Below are 14845 nucleotides of genomic sequence, written 5' to 3'. Positions count from 1 at the left end.
ATGAAACTTCAATCAGCAAATGCTAGCGATCCAATAGAAATAAGAGGGATTTTAAATAGCCTAATCTATTTCACTTTAAAAAATACCACAGGTGAATATAGAATGTATATTTATCAAGATGCTGGCAGTAGAACTTGGAATACTGATGCCCAGTATCCTATACATGTAAGTGAAGACTGTGAGCTGTGTGATAAGGCAGATCGAAAATATGAAAAAGGGGAATATTGTGAAACAGTTAGTGGGAAAAATGTAAGTAATCTTCTGGTCGATATTTTGAATGATAAATCTGTGAGGCTTAGATTACTACTTTCTTAATAAAGAGAAATTTAATTTATATTTTTTCATGAACTTATAATTCCTTTAAAGGAAGGATATTTGTGTGCGATTTACTCCTCAGTGAGTAGCTTGTCAAAAGGCTTCTTATTTAGGTTTTTCTTGTGTCTTTAATTTTGCAATAAAGAAGAGGATAAGTAATGAGGAATAGTTTTAATAAATTCCCTTTCATGAGCTGAAACTATCAAAAGTTAGGAGGTTAGGATTATGCAAGTTAATATAATTTTAGGAAACTCTATTGACTCTTTGGTAAGGTTTAGGAGATTAGAAAATGAAGTTGAAGGCATTGTAATGATTTTAGATTATGACTTGAAAGAGGGAACCAATCGTGTTGATAATGTCTTATACGTCTCACCAAAGTATGCGAAGAGAATAATTAATAAAGAAAGTTCAGTAAAGTATTATAAATCTTTGTATATATATCCGGGCATGTACAAAGAGATGAATTAATAATATTCTTTCGTGGACTAAAATTAGGGAGGGTTCAACAGTGCAGATATATAACAAACTTGTGAGAGACGAAATACCGCAAGTAATCGAAAATAGCGGTCTTCAATTTAAGACACGTATTCTATCAGAAGAAGAATATAAAACAGAAGTCACTAAGAAGCTCACTGAGGAGCTTCGTGAATATGAGGACGCTGACAATTCAAAAGATGCGGTGGAAGAACTTGCAGACATCCTGGAACTAATCCACGCAGCCGCTGAACTAAATGGATCTTCGTTCGAAGAAGTTGAAGAAGTTCGTCTGGAAAAAGCAGAAAAACGCGGTGGTTTCAAAGAACGTATTTTTTTAATCGAGGTTGAAGATGAGTAAACTGCAGTTGGTGACCTCGCAACTCGTAGGTCACTTGGGTCGGTTATCAAAAGAGGCTGTAGAAATCAACTGGATTACCGCGTTTGCGATGAAGTCGGGTGTACGAATCGTGACACCGTTCTTGAAAGAAGCCGCAGACCGAGGTGTGCCGATCAAACTATTAATCGGTGATTATCTTTTCGTAACGCAGCCGGAAGCACTGGAGATTCTGCTGGATGAATTACCTTCCGCTGAAATTCGCCTATGGAAAAGCGGAGGTGCTTCGTTTCATCCAAAGTCTTATTTATTTCGCGGCGAAGAAACTTCTCATCTGATCGTCGGCTCGTCCAATCTATCCCGCTCCGCATTGACCGAAGGGGTGGAATGGAATTTGATCGCTCCGACCTCAGTAGATGAGACGGTATTTGATGAAGCGGCCGAGCAGTTTTTAGCGCATTTCTATGCGGATGAGACGATTCCTCTCAACAAAGAAACACTTCAGGAATATAAAGCGCTTCATGAGAAAGCGAATCTCAAACGGCCTATCAGCCCTGTGTGGTCAGAAGCGGAAGAAACCGGTCTTATGCTTGGTTCATCACAGCCCCAGGAAATTATTGAAACAGAGGCTTCATACATAACTGAATTAACGCCTCGGGCTGCCCAGCAAGAAGCGCTTGATGCACTCGATACTGTGATAGAAGAAGAGTACACTCGTGCGATGGCTGTACTTGCGACAGGGCTCGGGAAAACTTATCTCGCGGCGTTTTTTGCGAAGAAATTCAAGCGAGTGTTGTTTGTTGCACATCGCCAGGAGATTCTCCAGCAGGCAAAAGAATCGTTCCAAAAAGTTCACCCACATAAAAAATCTGCGTTCTACCATGCGACAGAAAAAGACATCACTGCGGATTTTCTGTTCGCTTCCATCTATACACTGGGAAGCGAGTATCACTTGGATCAATTTGAGCGAGATGCGTTCGATTTAATTGTGGTGGATGAATTCCACCATGCAGCGTCCCCGACTTATAGAAGGCTGCTGGAGCATTTCAACCCGCAGTTCTTGCTCGGAATCACGGCAACACCTGACCGAATGGACAACCAGGATGTGTACGCCTTATGCGATGGTAACGTCGCTATTTCTATTCATTTCCTCGATGCCATCGAACGCAATTGGCTGGCGCCGTTTCGTTATTTTGGCGTATACGACAACACGGATTACTCCAAAATTCGCTGGCTTGGAAACCGTTATGATGAAGAGGAACTGCTTCAGGCGCAGTTGAGGGAAGACTATGCCGAAGTGGTTTTTGAAGCGTGGCAAAAGCATAAGCAGACGCGCACGATTGTCTTTTGTTCGACGATCCGGCAGACGCAATTTATGGACCAGTTTTTCAGGGAGCGAGGCATCCGTTCGATGAGTTTGTCGGGCGGTACGCCTGCAGAAGAGCGAAAAGCGGCGAGAGCACAATTGGATTCAGGAGAGTTGGAAATTATATTCACAGTCGATCTGTTCAATGAAGGTGTCGATATTCCAAAAGTCGATACTTTGCTGTTTATCCGACCGACCGAGTCGCTAACAGTCTACACCCAGCAGATCGGCCGGGGATTGCGCATTGCAGACGAAAAAGATCATTGCGTGATCATCGACTTTATCGGCAACTACCGCAATGCAGATTTGAAGCTTTCGGTATTTGATACAGCGCCTCAAGCTAAAGAAAAAACTCAAGGCGTCGAGCCTTTGGTTCCTGCAAATTGCGATTTCAATTTAGAATTGGCAGTCGTCAATCTGTTGGAAGAACTGCGGAAAAAGCGCGCTCCTAGAAAAGAATCACTGGTTCTTGCTTACCGTGAATTAAAAAGGGAGCTCGGAAGGCGCCCAACTTATTTGGAATTTCATCTCAAAGGTACGGCGGATTCGAAGACGATCAAGCAGGAGTTCGGCAGCTGGTTCGGTTTGCTCGCTTATGCGGCGGAGCTGAATGCAGATGAGATTGAAGTCTGGACCAAGCACCAGAATTGGTTGTTAGAAGTCGAGAAGACCGGAATGAACAAAAGCTATAAGATGGTAGTCTTGAGCTACATGTTGTCGAAAGGTGTGGAAAGCTGGCTGGAATCGATCACGCCAGTGGAAGCCGCGCCTTATTTCCACGAGTTCTTGACGGCGAAACAATACCGACTGAATGCTGACTTCAATGATGTACAGGGCAGAAAGCTCAGAGACTACGATGAAAAGAAAATTGCAGATCTGATTGAACGGATGCCGATGACGAAATGGAGCGGCAGTGCGAAAGACGGCTTGGTGACATTTGATGATAATTTGTTTTCATTGAATTTATCGCCAAGTAATGAACATCAGCGAATTCTTTATGAGTGGACAAAGGAAATTGCTGAATATCGGTTGCATGCTTATTTTGAGAGGAAAGCAGCGAATAGAAATTAAAAGGACCACAGAGGGAGCGGCTTCACTGCTACCTCTGTGGTCCTTTGATATTAATTTAATTTGTCATGAAAATTCTAGAAAGAAATCCCGATTGATGTCCTGTGTATCCATGTTAGTTTGGTTAGAAAGGAATTCACGAATTTTGCCAGAATCGTTTTCTGCCAAAAGTTTCTTGAAGATTGTTGTATTTTGTTCATAGCCTTGGAAATAAACGCTTTCGCTTTCAGGGTTATGATAAAGGTTTAAATATTCCTCGTAGTCTTTTGCGCTCAGTTTGCCTTCGATTTGAGATAATACCTGTTCCCATTTTTTGCTTTTCTTGTTGGAAAGAACGACTTTGGGCTTGGGACCACTTTTTTTATCTGGGTTCATTTGGAAGAGTGTTTTCTGAACATCGAGTTTATAGCTGACCAATTCGTTTCTTTGGCAGGTATCTAAGTTTGGTAAAATCTCGTCATTATATAACTTATATTGCTGCTCCAGATAAGGAGTTGATCTTGATGCGACTTTCTCGTCCTTGCGCTTATTTTGCCGTTTAGCAAATTGGTCAATTTTATCGACAGCAGGTTTAATGAGGTGGGAATTTTTAGCGATTTGGTCAACGACTTTCGGTCCGTGCTTTATTGCCAAATCGGCAACTAGTTTTACTGGTATCTTAGCCATGGTAGAAAATCCTCTCCTTTGTTTATAACTAGATTATAGTAAAAATGTTTCTTAAGGAAGGGCTATCTAAATTACTGCTGGGAATATAATCTTTGCGCTCAAATATGTAAGCAATCTACTTGAAGAAATATACCCCAAAGGGTATATTTAATTTATAAAATAATTCTACTCAAACAGGAGGAATTTACATGACTAACCAAGTAACTGTTTACTCAACCAACACCTGCCCTTATTGCACCATGATGAAGAACTTCCTAGATCAAAACGGCATTTCTTACACAGACATCAACGTCCAGAAAGATCCGGTAGCGGCGAGCCGTCTCGTTCAGGCAACTGGACAAATGGGTGTTCCGCAGACGAACATCAACGGCGAGTGGGTGCTCGGATTCGATCCGCAACGAGTCCAGTCGTTGCTGAAGCAATAGAACTTCAATGGAAAAGCTTATACTTCGGCGTTTCCAAATTTCACAGCAAACTTTTTAAAAAAACTTTCAACATCCTGTCTCCTTTTTCGCAGTTTCCATCTATCTAAGAGATGAAAGGCAATTTTCTTAGAATAGGAGGAAGGCTGATGGAAAAGGAGTTTTTTGTTGCGGCGATTGAGCATCCGGAGTTTGGGGAAGTGTACCGCTTTTTTGAGGTGGATCCGGCGACCGGGGAAGAGCAGGCGGTCGATCCGTTCGATAGCGGAATGGTGAAACTTTATCACGAGACGCCACCGGAATTGTTCTACATCACGTCGAAACGCGGGGCGGATGCGAGCGGGTTTTACCAAGGGGAGCGGTTTGTCGTACAGAAGAGCTCGAAGTTTGCGGGCACGACCACGCCGAAATGTCCGAAGCGTTATTTGAAGCTGCGGGAAGAGCTATTGCTGTCGGGGAAATTGATGCCGCTCGGCCACCAGTACTTGGTGATGGAAGATGTGGAATTCGCCTCACCTTTGATTGCGATGGGTGTCGCGATCGGCGGTTGGGCGAAAGGCGCGCATGATTGGAAGAAGATTTAAGTATCGGGACATGTGAAGTCGATTGCCTGCGGATAATTGATAACGAAACGACAAAAGCATCGCCTGGAGCGGTGCTTTTTTGCGTTTTTCCGCAAAGAAAAAACACTGACACGATCTCAGTGTTTTCTTATGCTAATTTTGAGTTGCACTTACTGTACCTAACTTTATTCCCCAACCATCCCATCATTATCGTTATCGCGCATATGCGGATACAGCCAATGATCGCTCATGATGGGCATGGTGAAGCCGGCGTCTTTCGCTTCTTGGATTGTCACTTGGCCGTTGCCGTTTGCGTCGACGCTCGAGACGTCACCGCTTGTGGCTGGACTGCTCGTTTCCGGAGCGCTGGCTTCCGCTTCCGCGGGCTCGCTGTCTGTCAAGCCGAGAGAGGCGTTGACTTCATCGGGGTTGACGTTATCAAATGTGTCGACCACTTCGTTTCCTCTGACGGTATAGCTGTATTGGTAGCTGGAAGGAACTTGCGTTTCGGTATCGGGATAGGTGATGATGGCTTCGAAATCCGTGGCGCCGCCCGCATCACGAATGACGTCTTCCATATACGCCTGGTCGCCGTGGCGGTTGAGCGTGCTTTCTTGCGGCGTGATGTTATAGGCGTTCGAGACCCCGCCAAGTGAATCGGCGATGACGTGCCCCTCATCCAGAATGTCGCTCTCGACCCCTGGCACTTTGGCTTCGTCCGAATAATAGCGGCCGGAATCTAATACATCTTCGCTCGTGTCATCTTGCAAAATGATTTCGTCTGCCGTGACGCGTTCCAATTGGCCGTGTTCATTCGTGAAGGCCCAGTATTCGCGGTCGCCGTAGCCGACGGAGACGACGGTGTTCGCTTCACGGTGTCCGGACAGATCGCCGCCATCCACTTCGACGAGTTCGTATCCTTCGAATTGTTCTTGCGCAGGTTCTGCGGCGGGTTTTTCTGTTTCCGGTTCCTCTTCAACTATCGTGTCGGCTTGTTCCGTTTCGCTTGCGGCAGCCTTTTCATCGGTACTTGCTTCTGGCGCTTCGGTGTCGGCTTCCGCTTCTTCCGGTGCTTCCGTTTCAACGGCAGCTTCTTGTTGCACTTCGGTATCGGGCATTTCGGCAGTTTCTGTTTCGGTGCAGCCGGCCATAAACACAGCCAGTAGCAGGACAATCCAGTAGTTCATGTGCTTTTTCAATTGAAGACACTCCTCTAGTTGTTCGTTCTTCGGATTGGTTTCAACCGGTGATGGGATTCTTATTTATTTACGGGCCACCGTCAATAGTAAGAAGAAATATAATCCTTTTTTATTTACCATACCAATAATTTACAATGAATGCAGGGGAATTCCACACCGAAGGCTGAAAGTGAAGACTTATCTTCTCGAGCTGCCGATCTAACCAGCTAACAGGAAAAGCCTGATCTTCTGTCGAAAAACGGGGAGCTGGGCTTTTTTATTGTGCGGACGGCTTCCGCATGTGCAAAACGGACGCTACTCCGTCTATACTGAAAGCCACGAAGCTTTTGAAATCTATTTCCATTCTGGAGGAGCCATGAAAAAATTTGCCTTGTATTCTCTTGCGGGCGTTGCGGCCGCATCTGTCCTATCGACTGTATTTTTGAGAACGCTTGCGCCGCTCGGGGCGACGCCGAATAAAGTGCAGCAGGCGTCTTTTGTGAAGCGCGGCCATTACCAAGACGGGAAATTCACCAATCTGGAACAAGCGGACATGAACATTAGTGCATCGGAAGGGCTGTCGATGCTAAGGGAAACTTTGTTTACAAGCGACGTTGGACGATCGCCTGCTGCCCAATTGCCGGTGTCGGACATCGACTGGGAGGCCGTTGAAGACGCGCAAGACAGCGTCACCTGGTTCGGCCATTCGACGTTTCTGTTAAGTATCGACGGAAAAAAACTGTTCGTTGACCCGATGCTCGGAAAACGGGCGTCTCCTTTGGCGTTTGTTGGAAGTGCGCGCTATAGCATGGACTGGCTAGAAATCGTCGAGCGGCTGCCGGAAATCGACGCGGTGCTGTTGACGCATGACCATTACGACCATCTCGATTACGGATCGATCCGTGCGCTTGAGAGTAAAGTCGGGCATTTCTTCGTGCCGCTCGGCGTCGGGACGCATCTTGAGCGTTGGGGAGTGGAGTCGGCGCGCATCACGGAATTGGATTGGTGGGACGAAGCGGCGTTTGAAGGCTTGACGCTCGTGTTAACGCCGTCGCAGCATTTCTCCGGTCGCGGCTTGTTCAACCGCAATTCGACGCTGTGGGGCGGCTGGGTCGTGCTTGGCAGCGAGACCCGCTTCTACACGAGCGGCGACGGCGGCTATGGCAGCCATTTCAAAACCATCGGCGAGCACTACGGCCCGTTCGACCTGGTGTTGATGGAAGGCGGCCAGTACGATCCGCGCTGGGAAACGTCGCATATGGCGCCGGAGCAGTCGGTGCAGGCGGCGCTCGACGTTCAGGGAGACAAGATGATGCTCGTTCACTGGGCGGCGTTCACTTTGGCGTTTCATAGCTGGACAGACCCAGTGGAGCGCGCATCACAAGAAGCGCAGTATTTGGGTATGGAGTTGCTGACGCCAAAAATCGGCGAGACGCTTTCTTTGGCTGAGCTCGATTCGTACACATCGACGCGCTGGTGGGAACAGCGATAGCTGAACTTGTCGAGTTGATGGGTTTGAAAGATTTGAGATTCACACGCCAGTCTTCTAGAATAGGGGAAATACCAAGAAATCCGGAAAGAGGGATGACATGACTTTGACCAAAATTTCCATGCCGGACGCAATCCGCATCGAAAAGGTTCGCCGGGAAGGCGTAGAAATCGGCGAGCTTCTGAAAAATGATAATTTCGCATCGCTTGGAAGCGAGCTTGAGGCGGTATTCCGCGACGGCTACCAAGTGAAATTCCTGACGATCAACGGCGCAAAGAATTTGCTGCGCATCAAATTCGACCAGGAAGCGGATCTTGACTACACAGAAACGGAATACGGGCTTTCGGGCATTTCCATGGACGAAGCGCAAGTGGAAGCGTTCCGGCCGATCCTGTCCGATAATTGCCGCTTGGAACAGGAACCGAGCGGATCGTATCAGATTTTATGGACATAATGAATAATATCTAAACCGAAACCGGGAACGAAGCAGAGGCTTTGTTTCCGGTTTTTTCTATTTAAGCGAGAAGTCGTTATGTATCTATTGTGTGGGGATGAAGTGTCCTTTTCGCATTGTATAAGTGCTGTGGCTTTGTTTAATGGGATTTGGAAAGGGTATTGAATCTTCATGAATTAAAAACAGGCAATTAACTAAGGAGGATTTCTTCAATGGATTATATTAATCTAGGCAAATCGGGGCTGCGCGTCCCGAAATACATTCTCGGCACCGTCCCGTTCAGCGGCACGAACGGCTTTGAAGCGGCAGGCAATATCCAGGAAAACGAAGCGAATCGCATGGTCGACATGTCGCTCGATGCGGGCATCAATATGTTCGATACTGCGAATTTATATTCCCAAGGGAACGCCGAAAAGGTTTTGGGCGCGGCGATCCGCGGCAAGCGCGACAAAGTGTTGTTGACCTCGAAGACCGGATTTCCGTTTGATGACCATCAAAATTCACGCGGCGCCTCGCGCACGAATTTATTGAAATCGATCGATGAATCACTGTCTCGCCTCGGCACCGATTACCTGGATCTGTATTTCGTCCATTTATGGGACGGCCAGACACCGGTCGAAGAAACGGTCGAGACGATGAACGACTTGATCAAAGCTGGCAAGATCCGCCATTGGGGCGTGTCGAACTACAGCGGGTGGGCGCTTGCGAAGACGCACACCTTCGCTGAACAGAACGGCAAAATCCCGCCTGCGACGCAGCAGATCTACTACACGCCGGAAGCGCGCGAAGCAGAGTACGAATTGCTTCCGGCCGGCGCGGAGCTTGGCGTCAGCTCGATGATCTGGAGCCCGCTCGGCGAAGGCTTATTGAACGGCAAAATCGGACGCGGCAAGGAAGCGCCGAAAGATACGCGCCAAGGCGGTGGCTGGCCGGAGCCTTGGATACAGGACGAAGAGCGTCTGTATCAGGTAATCGATGCGCTCGAGGAAGTGGCAGCAAACCATAACGCAAGCGTTCCGCAAATCGCCTATGCGTGGGTGCGCGACCGCCCGAACGTCGGCCCGATCGTCATCGCCGCACGCAACGAAGCGCAACTGCAGGAAAACATCGCGTCCTATAAAATCAAACTGAAGCAAGACGAACACAGCTTGATCGAAAAAGCGGCGCGCCCGGTCCCAATCTACCCGAACTGGCACCGCGCGATGAGCGCCCCAGAAATGGCGAGCCCATCCGAGATCGGCTATTTGAAAGGCTATAAGGATTCCATGGGAATTAAATAATTTACCACATTCAGCCAGTGCGCAATTGCGTACCGGTTTTTTGAATTGAAAAGATTTCATCTTAGCATCTGGGAACTTTTTATAAGATTTGCGATCTTTATAGAAAGAACAGGAGGCCGGCAGATGAAAGCAATTATTTTTGATATGGACGGCACCTTGTTCCAGACCGGCAAGATTTTGGAGCAATCCTTGGAAGAAGCATTCGCAGTTCTTCGCGAGCGGGGCGAATGGCAAGGTGCAGCGCCAATAGATGAGTACCGAAACATCATGGGCGTACCGCTCCCAGCAGTATGGGAAGCGCTATTGCCAGGGAAGTCTGAGGAGACTAAGCGCGAGATGGATGCGTATTTCCTCGAACGATTAATCGTAAATATCAGTGAAGGCAAAGGTGAACTTTACCCTGACGTTAAGGGAGTGTTGGCTGAACTAGTTGCAGAAGGCTACCGGGTCTTTATTGCGAGCAACGGGCTTGTGCGCTATTTAGCAGCGATTGTTGAGTATTACGGCTTGAATGAGTGGGTGACGGAGACGTTCAGCATTGAACAAGCTTCCACGTCCGATAAAGGGGAACTTGTACGCATAATCAAAGAGAAATACGGCGTGACGGAAGGGGCGGTTGTTGGAGACCGCTTGTCCGACATCTGCGCGGCGAAAGCGAACGATTTGTTTGCGGTCGGCTGCCGCTTTGATTTTGCGCAGGAACAGGAACTGAAAGAAGCAGACGCTGTGATTGATAACTTGGCGGATTTGAGAGAAGTGTTGAAGCGGTCGCAGGTCAAAGGGTAATCAAGGAATTGGCGGAAAGGGCGCAATTGCATGGTATTGAAGAAGACTGTGAGCCACTATGAATTAAAAAATGATCATCATTTTTAGATTTAAAGAACAATGAACTATCTAAGTATTTGGAGAAGCGTTCGCTCGACTCCGGCGGATCAGCGTAAGCGACGAGACGACCGAGACCCCGGAAGACGCGAAGCGGCTGAGGAGGCTTGGGCGCGAGCCCGCGGAAAGCGAGCGATAAGCTTCGAAAAATACAATTTCTTAATTTTTTCGATAAGCGGATATCGTTATTCCCTTCCACCAAGAGATGTGATAATATTAAGACAATTAAACGAAACGGAGGTGAAAAGAATGGAGAAATGTGCTGCGGTGATGGGTGTGAAAATGGAGGAAGCTTTGTATTTCACACGTGTCATTACGTTTGATTTGACGCCGACGGGAGAAGTCTGCCCTTTTTTAGTCAATTTCAAAATCACGCGCAGCTGATATCTGACATTCTTTTCACCATTAGAGAAGACTGCCCGATACGTGGCAGTCTTTTTTTGTACCAATTTTCAGCTGCGCCCTGGAGGCGTAAACTATGCAAATCACAGCACAACAACTAACGAAATCCATTGGCGGCAATGAAATCTTCACCAATTTATCAATCGAAATCAATGACAAAGAACGGATCGCCGTTGTCGGCCGCAACGGTTCGGGCAAAACGACTTTATTCCAGCTGCTGGCGGGACTGGAAGAGCCGGATGCCGGCACGATCATCCGGACGAAGAACACCCAAATCGGCTATCTGCACCAAATTCCGGATTACCCGGGATACAGCGTCTACGAAGTCTTAAATGAAAGCTTCAGTGAATTGCACGGGATGCAAAAGCGGCTCAGTGAACTGGAAATCCAGCTGTCGAACGGGGCAGACGAGCGTGTGCTGCGGCAATACGGCGAGCTGCAGGAGCAGTTTATGGAAGCCGGCGGTTATGAAACGGAATCCAAGATCGCAGCCGTGGCGAACGGCCTTGGCGTCGCAGCGCTTACCGGGCAGCGTTTTGATTCGCTGAGCGGCGGCGAGAAGACGAAAGTGATGCTCGCGCAGCTCATTTTGCGCAAGCCTTCTGTACTGCTTCTCGATGAGCCGACGAACCACTTGGATCTGTCGGCGATCGAATGGCTCGAACATTACTTGGAATACTACAGCGGTACGGTCGTCGTTATCTCGCATGACCGGCAGTTCCTCAATAACGTCGTGCACAAAGTCTATGAAATCGAAGACGGCGAGATCTGGGAAAGCAAAGGCGATTACGACGCTTATTTGCGCAATAAGCAGGCGAAGATGGAGCAGCAATTTGCGGCGTATAAAGAACAGCAGAAGAAGATCCAGAAGATCAAAGAATCCATACGCCGCCTGCGCCAATGGGCGAATGAAGCCTCGCCGCCGAATCCGGATTTGTTCCGCAAAGCGAAAATGATGGAGAAGATGCTCGAGCGTATGGAAAAAGTGAAGCGCCCGGCAGCGGAAAAGGCGATGAAGTTGAAGCTTCAAGCCAATGACCGCAGCGGCAAGCGGGTATTTGAGTTGCAAGATGTGTTCCACGGCTTCGGCGATGAAGTGCTGTTTGCCGATGTCGAGCTGTCCGTTTACTGGCAGGACCGCTTGGCAATCGTCGGCGACAACGGCACCGGCAAATCGACTTTACTGAAGATTCTACTGGGTGAGATCGAACCGGTCGGCGGGGAAGTGCGCCGCGGCAGCAATGTCAAAATCGGCTATCTCGCCCAGCAGTTTGAGGCGTTCGACGGAGAGGCGCGCGTTATCGAAGCATTCCGCGATAAATTGTCGGTGACAGAAGGCGACGCTCGCCATTTGCTTGCGCAATTCCTGTTCTACGGCCACGACGTCTTCAAGCGCGTCAAGGATCTCAGCGGGGGCGAGAAGATGCGTTTGCGTCTCGCGCAGCTCATGCAGGAAGATTGCAATGTGCTCATATTGGATGAACCGACCAATCATCTCGACATCGAATCGCGTGAAGTGCTTGAGGAAACCTTGAAAGAGTTCAACGGCACGATCATCGCGATCAGCCACGACCGCTATTTCCTGCAGAAGCTGTTCACGAAAATCGCTTGGATTGAAAACCAAACCCTCACGTTGCATGAAGGTTCTTACGAGTGGGCAGTGGACAAGCAGAAAAATGCTAACGGGATTCTGCAATGACCAACTGAATTACTGGACAAAAAAACGTTCCTGGCATCGTGCCGGGAACGCTTTTTAATGATCTTTAGTTGCCGTGCGGTTGAACAATAATACAAGAATCGGCCCGACCACCGGCAGCAAAGCCAATTGCTTGAAGTTCGCGTCCGGCAAGAAGCGGTACATGGCATAGATCGACAAGCCCCACAGCACGAACCAGTCGATGGTCATGACCGACACCAAACTGGAAGTCTGGAACGCTTCCGCGTAGGCTTCTGGCGAAAAGCCGCGGAAGACGGTGAGGAAATTGATGATGCTGATGGCAGCGACAAAGATCAGCCACGCTTTCGAGCGCAGGATTCTGTGCAGCCAATTCGGGCCGCGGCGCTTTTTCTCTGGCGGCTTGTCGCCGAATGCGAAATACGGCAAGAGCGAGAATGCCCCGACTCCGAACGACACGAGCGCGAACGGCCACGCCGGCCAGCGGAAGCGGTCATTCGGCACAAGAAGCGTCAAAAAGACGAGCGGGAAGATGCCGAGCGAGTTGAAGACAGCGAGTATGAGCGGGTCGACCCCTTCCCAATCGCCCATGAGAAGCGGGCCGAACTCGATGCCGCCGGAACCCGAAGGCGCGAAAAAGACAGCGTATGCAATCATCATCAGCCAAATCACTAGAAATGCCATGCGTGTCACCTCGATTTTCCTTGGTTTTTCCTTATCATAACGCATACAGCTCCGGCTGTCTTTGCCGAGCCGAAACGGTATAATGGATATATTCAGCAATGAGGGGGAATGGAACATGGATGCATTGACGAAAAAACGCGGCAAGGCGATAGCGATTGATTTTGTGGTATCCGGTGCATTGACTGCAGTCGTGGAACCGCTGTTACGCAAGAAAATTAAACAAGAGTGGGTGCATGCGCTTGTGACGCCGACTGCGGTGTTCTGGGGACTCGAATACGTCCAGTTGAAGACAAGCGGGCAGACGCTCGGGCAAAAGGTGGCAGGCATTAAGATCGAAAATGCGGACGGTGGGGAACTGACGGATCAGCAAATCCTGAAACGCCTCGCACACCGCGATTCGATCATGCCGCTCCAATGGTTCAAACAACGCGGGCAGGACATGGGCGCACAAATGCCGCATGACCGATATGCGCACACCTTAGTACGTGAACTCGATAAGTAAACAGCAAGGCGGCATCCAATGGGGCGCCGCCTTTTTCGTGGAATAGAAAAAACGCAATTTCCAAAAACGAAACTGTCTCTAGCGGCAAAAGAAAGGTTACAATATATGTAAGAATTTTTTTCGTTAGACAGGAGGAACCTATGAACATTCGAGAAATGAACGTCAACGGACAGAAAATCATCCCGTCGCTGGAATTGAGCATGGAGAAAGGCAAAGTGCTGGGTATTCAGACCAATGTCCAGCGCAAGAAAATCCTCCTGGCCCAATTTGCAGAGCGGGGAGATGCCTATTTGTCGTTTGCGGAACAAGGCGAATACACGCGTTTGACCGTCGAGGAATTGCTGCGCTTTATGAAGTCGGTCAGCGGCCACGACAAGCCGGTCCACTCAATGCTTCAGTTGTTTCAATTGGGCGACTACCACAAAGTGAAAATTGCCGATTTGCCGTCGTCGAAGAAAATCTATTTGTCCTTGCTGCGCGTTTATTACGCACAGCAGCCAATTATTGTCCTGGAGGAGCCGTATTTTCAACTGGAAGAACCCGATCAATTGGCATTTAAGCGGCTGTTGGAAGAATTGTCGGAAGAAAAACAAATCCTGATCCTCACTGCTAATCTGGAAGATGCGTTGATCAGCTGCGATGCTATTTACCGTTTGGATGAAGCGGGGTTGCATCTATTGGATATAACGGATGCTGAAGATGAAGCGGAAAATGCTCACGAAACTGGCGAAGCGGAGTTCAAGATCCAAAAAATCCCGACGAAAAAGAACGATAAAACCATTCTGTTCAACCCGCCGGAAATCGATTATATCGAAAGCATCAATAGCTCGGCTATGGTTCATGTGGCAGGGGAGACCTATACGTGCGCACTCACCTTGGCGGAATTGGAAGACAAACTCCAGCATTACGGGTTTTTCCGCTGCCACCGCTCGTATATCGTTAATCTGCAAAAAGTGCGGGAATTGATCACGTGGACGAAAAACAGCTATAGCCTGCGTTTGACGACCGGAAAAGATTCCGTCGTGCCGCTGTCGAGGACGAAATTAGCCGAATTAAAAGAGCTGCTGAACATTTAATTTCCCGGGAAA

The 14845-nt window shown here is 48.4% G+C and carries 17 protein-coding genes; 14 read left to right on the top strand and 3 right to left on the bottom strand.

Going from position 1 to position 14845, the window contains the following annotated elements:
* The 4 genes from M1Q06_RS15105 to M1Q06_RS15090 all read left to right on the top strand — a co-directional run bounded on the left by M1Q06_RS15105 (position 1) and on the right by M1Q06_RS15090 (position 3563).
* Complete coding sequence (locus M1Q06_RS15105; protein ID WP_434400413.1) at positions 1–315, top strand: hypothetical protein; 315 nt, start codon at positions 1–3, stop codon at positions 313–315.
* Between the two features lie 225 nt (positions 316–540).
* Positions 541–783 (top strand): hypothetical protein, encoded by a 243-nt coding sequence (locus M1Q06_RS15100; protein WP_434400411.1) that lies wholly within the window; start codon positions 541–543, stop codon positions 781–783.
* A gap of 40 nt (positions 784–823) precedes the next feature.
* Positions 824–1150 carry a nucleoside triphosphate pyrophosphohydrolase gene (locus tag M1Q06_RS15095; RefSeq protein WP_434400409.1) on the top strand — a complete coding sequence of 109 codons (327 nt, stop codon included), beginning with the start codon at positions 824–826 and terminating at the stop codon, positions 1148–1150.
* Positions 1143–3563 (top strand): DEAD/DEAH box helicase family protein, encoded by a 2421-nt coding sequence (locus M1Q06_RS15090; RefSeq protein ID WP_434400407.1) that lies wholly within the window; start codon positions 1143–1145, stop codon positions 3561–3563. Before M1Q06_RS15095 ends, M1Q06_RS15090 begins: the two co-directional genes overlap by 8 nt.
* Before the next feature lie 63 nt (positions 3564–3626).
* Here M1Q06_RS15090 and M1Q06_RS15085 read toward each other — a convergent pair whose 3' ends face one another.
* On the bottom strand, positions 3627–4226 hold the full coding sequence (locus M1Q06_RS15085) for a hypothetical protein (RefSeq protein WP_101191784.1): 600 nt from the start codon (positions 4224–4226) through the stop codon (positions 3627–3629).
* A gap of 188 nt (positions 4227–4414) precedes the next feature.
* Here M1Q06_RS15085 and M1Q06_RS15080 point away from each other — a divergent pair, with 188 nt between their 5' ends.
* A complete protein-coding gene (locus tag M1Q06_RS15080; RefSeq protein ID WP_101191783.1) occupies positions 4415–4651 on the top strand; it encodes a glutaredoxin family protein in 237 nt (78 codons plus the stop codon).
* Between the two features lie 146 nt (positions 4652–4797).
* On the top strand, positions 4798–5232 hold the full coding sequence (locus tag M1Q06_RS15075) for a DUF4357 domain-containing protein (RefSeq protein WP_434400405.1): 435 nt from the start codon (positions 4798–4800) through the stop codon (positions 5230–5232).
* A gap of 164 nt (positions 5233–5396) precedes the next feature.
* On the opposite strand, the gene M1Q06_RS15070 is transcribed toward M1Q06_RS15075, so the two are convergent.
* Complete coding sequence (locus tag M1Q06_RS15070) at positions 5397–6410, bottom strand: DNA/RNA non-specific endonuclease (protein ID WP_434400403.1); 1014 nt, start codon at positions 6408–6410, stop codon at positions 5397–5399.
* A gap of 355 nt (positions 6411–6765) precedes the next feature.
* Between M1Q06_RS15070 and M1Q06_RS15065 the strand changes: the two genes are divergently transcribed.
* The 6 genes from M1Q06_RS15065 to abc-f all read left to right on the top strand — a co-directional run bounded on the left by M1Q06_RS15065 (position 6766) and on the right by abc-f (position 12595).
* Entirely contained in the window at positions 6766–7881 is a 1116-nt protein-coding gene (locus M1Q06_RS15065) for an MBL fold metallo-hydrolase (protein ID WP_434400401.1), read from the top strand.
* A 97-nt stretch (positions 7882–7978) separates the two neighbouring features.
* The gene (locus M1Q06_RS15060) at positions 7979–8332 is read left to right on the top strand and encodes a hypothetical protein (protein ID WP_404466833.1); all 354 of its coding nucleotides are present in this window, start codon (positions 7979–7981) and stop codon (positions 8330–8332) included.
* Between the two features lie 212 nt (positions 8333–8544).
* Positions 8545–9612, top strand: a complete 1068-nt coding sequence (locus M1Q06_RS15055) for an aldo/keto reductase (RefSeq protein ID WP_434400399.1) — start codon at positions 8545–8547, stop codon at positions 9610–9612.
* Positions 9613–9735: 123 nt separating this feature from the next.
* A complete protein-coding gene (locus M1Q06_RS15050; RefSeq protein WP_434400397.1) occupies positions 9736–10398 on the top strand; it encodes an HAD family hydrolase in 663 nt (220 codons plus the stop codon).
* Between the two features lie 345 nt (positions 10399–10743).
* Positions 10744–10878 carry a hypothetical protein gene (locus M1Q06_RS15045; RefSeq protein WP_257721097.1) on the top strand — a complete coding sequence of 45 codons (135 nt, stop codon included), beginning with the start codon at positions 10744–10746 and terminating at the stop codon, positions 10876–10878.
* Between the two features lie 94 nt (positions 10879–10972).
* Entirely contained in the window at positions 10973–12595 is a 1623-nt protein-coding gene (abc-f, locus tag M1Q06_RS15040; protein ID WP_404466831.1) for a ribosomal protection-like ABC-F family protein, read from the top strand.
* Between the two features lie 54 nt (positions 12596–12649).
* Here abc-f and M1Q06_RS15035 read toward each other — a convergent pair whose 3' ends face one another.
* Positions 12650–13300: a hypothetical protein gene (locus M1Q06_RS15035; RefSeq protein WP_434400394.1), complete on the bottom strand. Its 651-nt coding sequence runs from the start codon at positions 13298–13300 to the stop codon at positions 12650–12652.
* 70 nt (positions 13301–13370) lie between these two features.
* Between M1Q06_RS15035 and M1Q06_RS15030 the strand changes: the two genes are divergently transcribed.
* Both M1Q06_RS15030 and M1Q06_RS15025 read left to right on the top strand, forming a co-directional pair.
* Positions 13371–13757 (top strand): RDD family protein, encoded by a 387-nt coding sequence (locus M1Q06_RS15030; RefSeq protein ID WP_101191774.1) that lies wholly within the window; start codon positions 13371–13373, stop codon positions 13755–13757.
* 140 nt (positions 13758–13897) lie between these two features.
* Positions 13898–14833 carry a LytTR family DNA-binding domain-containing protein gene (locus tag M1Q06_RS15025; protein WP_434400391.1) on the top strand — a complete coding sequence of 312 codons (936 nt, stop codon included), beginning with the start codon at positions 13898–13900 and terminating at the stop codon, positions 14831–14833.
* The last annotated feature ends 12 nt before the right edge of the window (positions 14834–14845 follow it).

Source organism: Planococcus sp. 11815 (assembly GCF_051096385.1).
GTDB lineage: Bacteria > Bacillota > Bacilli > Bacillales_A > Planococcaceae > Planococcus > Planococcus citreus.
Note: the sequence above shows the minus strand (reverse complement) of the source record. Positions and strands in the feature narration are given on the sequence as shown.

Coding starts and splice junctions, on each gene's coding strand:
- M1Q06_RS15105 (WP_434400413.1), top strand. CDS start 1: ATGAAACTTCAATCAGCAAATGCTAGCGATCCAATAGAAATAAGAGGG.
- M1Q06_RS15100 (WP_434400411.1), top strand. CDS start 541: ATGCAAGTTAATATAATTTTAGGAAACTCTATTGACTCTTTGGTAAGG.
- M1Q06_RS15090 (WP_434400407.1), top strand. CDS start 1,143: ATGAGTAAACTGCAGTTGGTGACCTCGCAACTCGTAGGTCACTTGGGT.
- M1Q06_RS15085 (WP_101191784.1), bottom strand. CDS start 4,226: ATGGCTAAGATACCAGTAAAACTAGTTGCCGATTTGGCAATAAAGCAC.
- M1Q06_RS15080 (WP_101191783.1), top strand. CDS start 4,415: ATGACTAACCAAGTAACTGTTTACTCAACCAACACCTGCCCTTATTGC.
- M1Q06_RS15075 (WP_434400405.1), top strand. CDS start 4,798: ATGGAAAAGGAGTTTTTTGTTGCGGCGATTGAGCATCCGGAGTTTGGG.
- M1Q06_RS15065 (WP_434400401.1), top strand. CDS start 6,766: ATGAAAAAATTTGCCTTGTATTCTCTTGCGGGCGTTGCGGCCGCATCT.
- M1Q06_RS15060 (WP_404466833.1), top strand. CDS start 7,979: ATGACTTTGACCAAAATTTCCATGCCGGACGCAATCCGCATCGAAAAG.
- M1Q06_RS15055 (WP_434400399.1), top strand. CDS start 8,545: ATGGATTATATTAATCTAGGCAAATCGGGGCTGCGCGTCCCGAAATAC.
- M1Q06_RS15050 (WP_434400397.1), top strand. CDS start 9,736: ATGAAAGCAATTATTTTTGATATGGACGGCACCTTGTTCCAGACCGGC.
- M1Q06_RS15045 (WP_257721097.1), top strand. CDS start 10,744: ATGGAGAAATGTGCTGCGGTGATGGGTGTGAAAATGGAGGAAGCTTTG.
- abc-f (WP_404466831.1), top strand. CDS start 10,973: ATGCAAATCACAGCACAACAACTAACGAAATCCATTGGCGGCAATGAA.
- M1Q06_RS15035 (WP_434400394.1), bottom strand. CDS start 13,300: ATGCGTTATGATAAGGAAAAACCAAGGAAAATCGAGGTGACACGCATG.
- M1Q06_RS15030 (WP_101191774.1), top strand. CDS start 13,371: ATGGATGCATTGACGAAAAAACGCGGCAAGGCGATAGCGATTGATTTT.
- M1Q06_RS15025 (WP_434400391.1), top strand. CDS start 13,898: ATGAACATTCGAGAAATGAACGTCAACGGACAGAAAATCATCCCGTCG.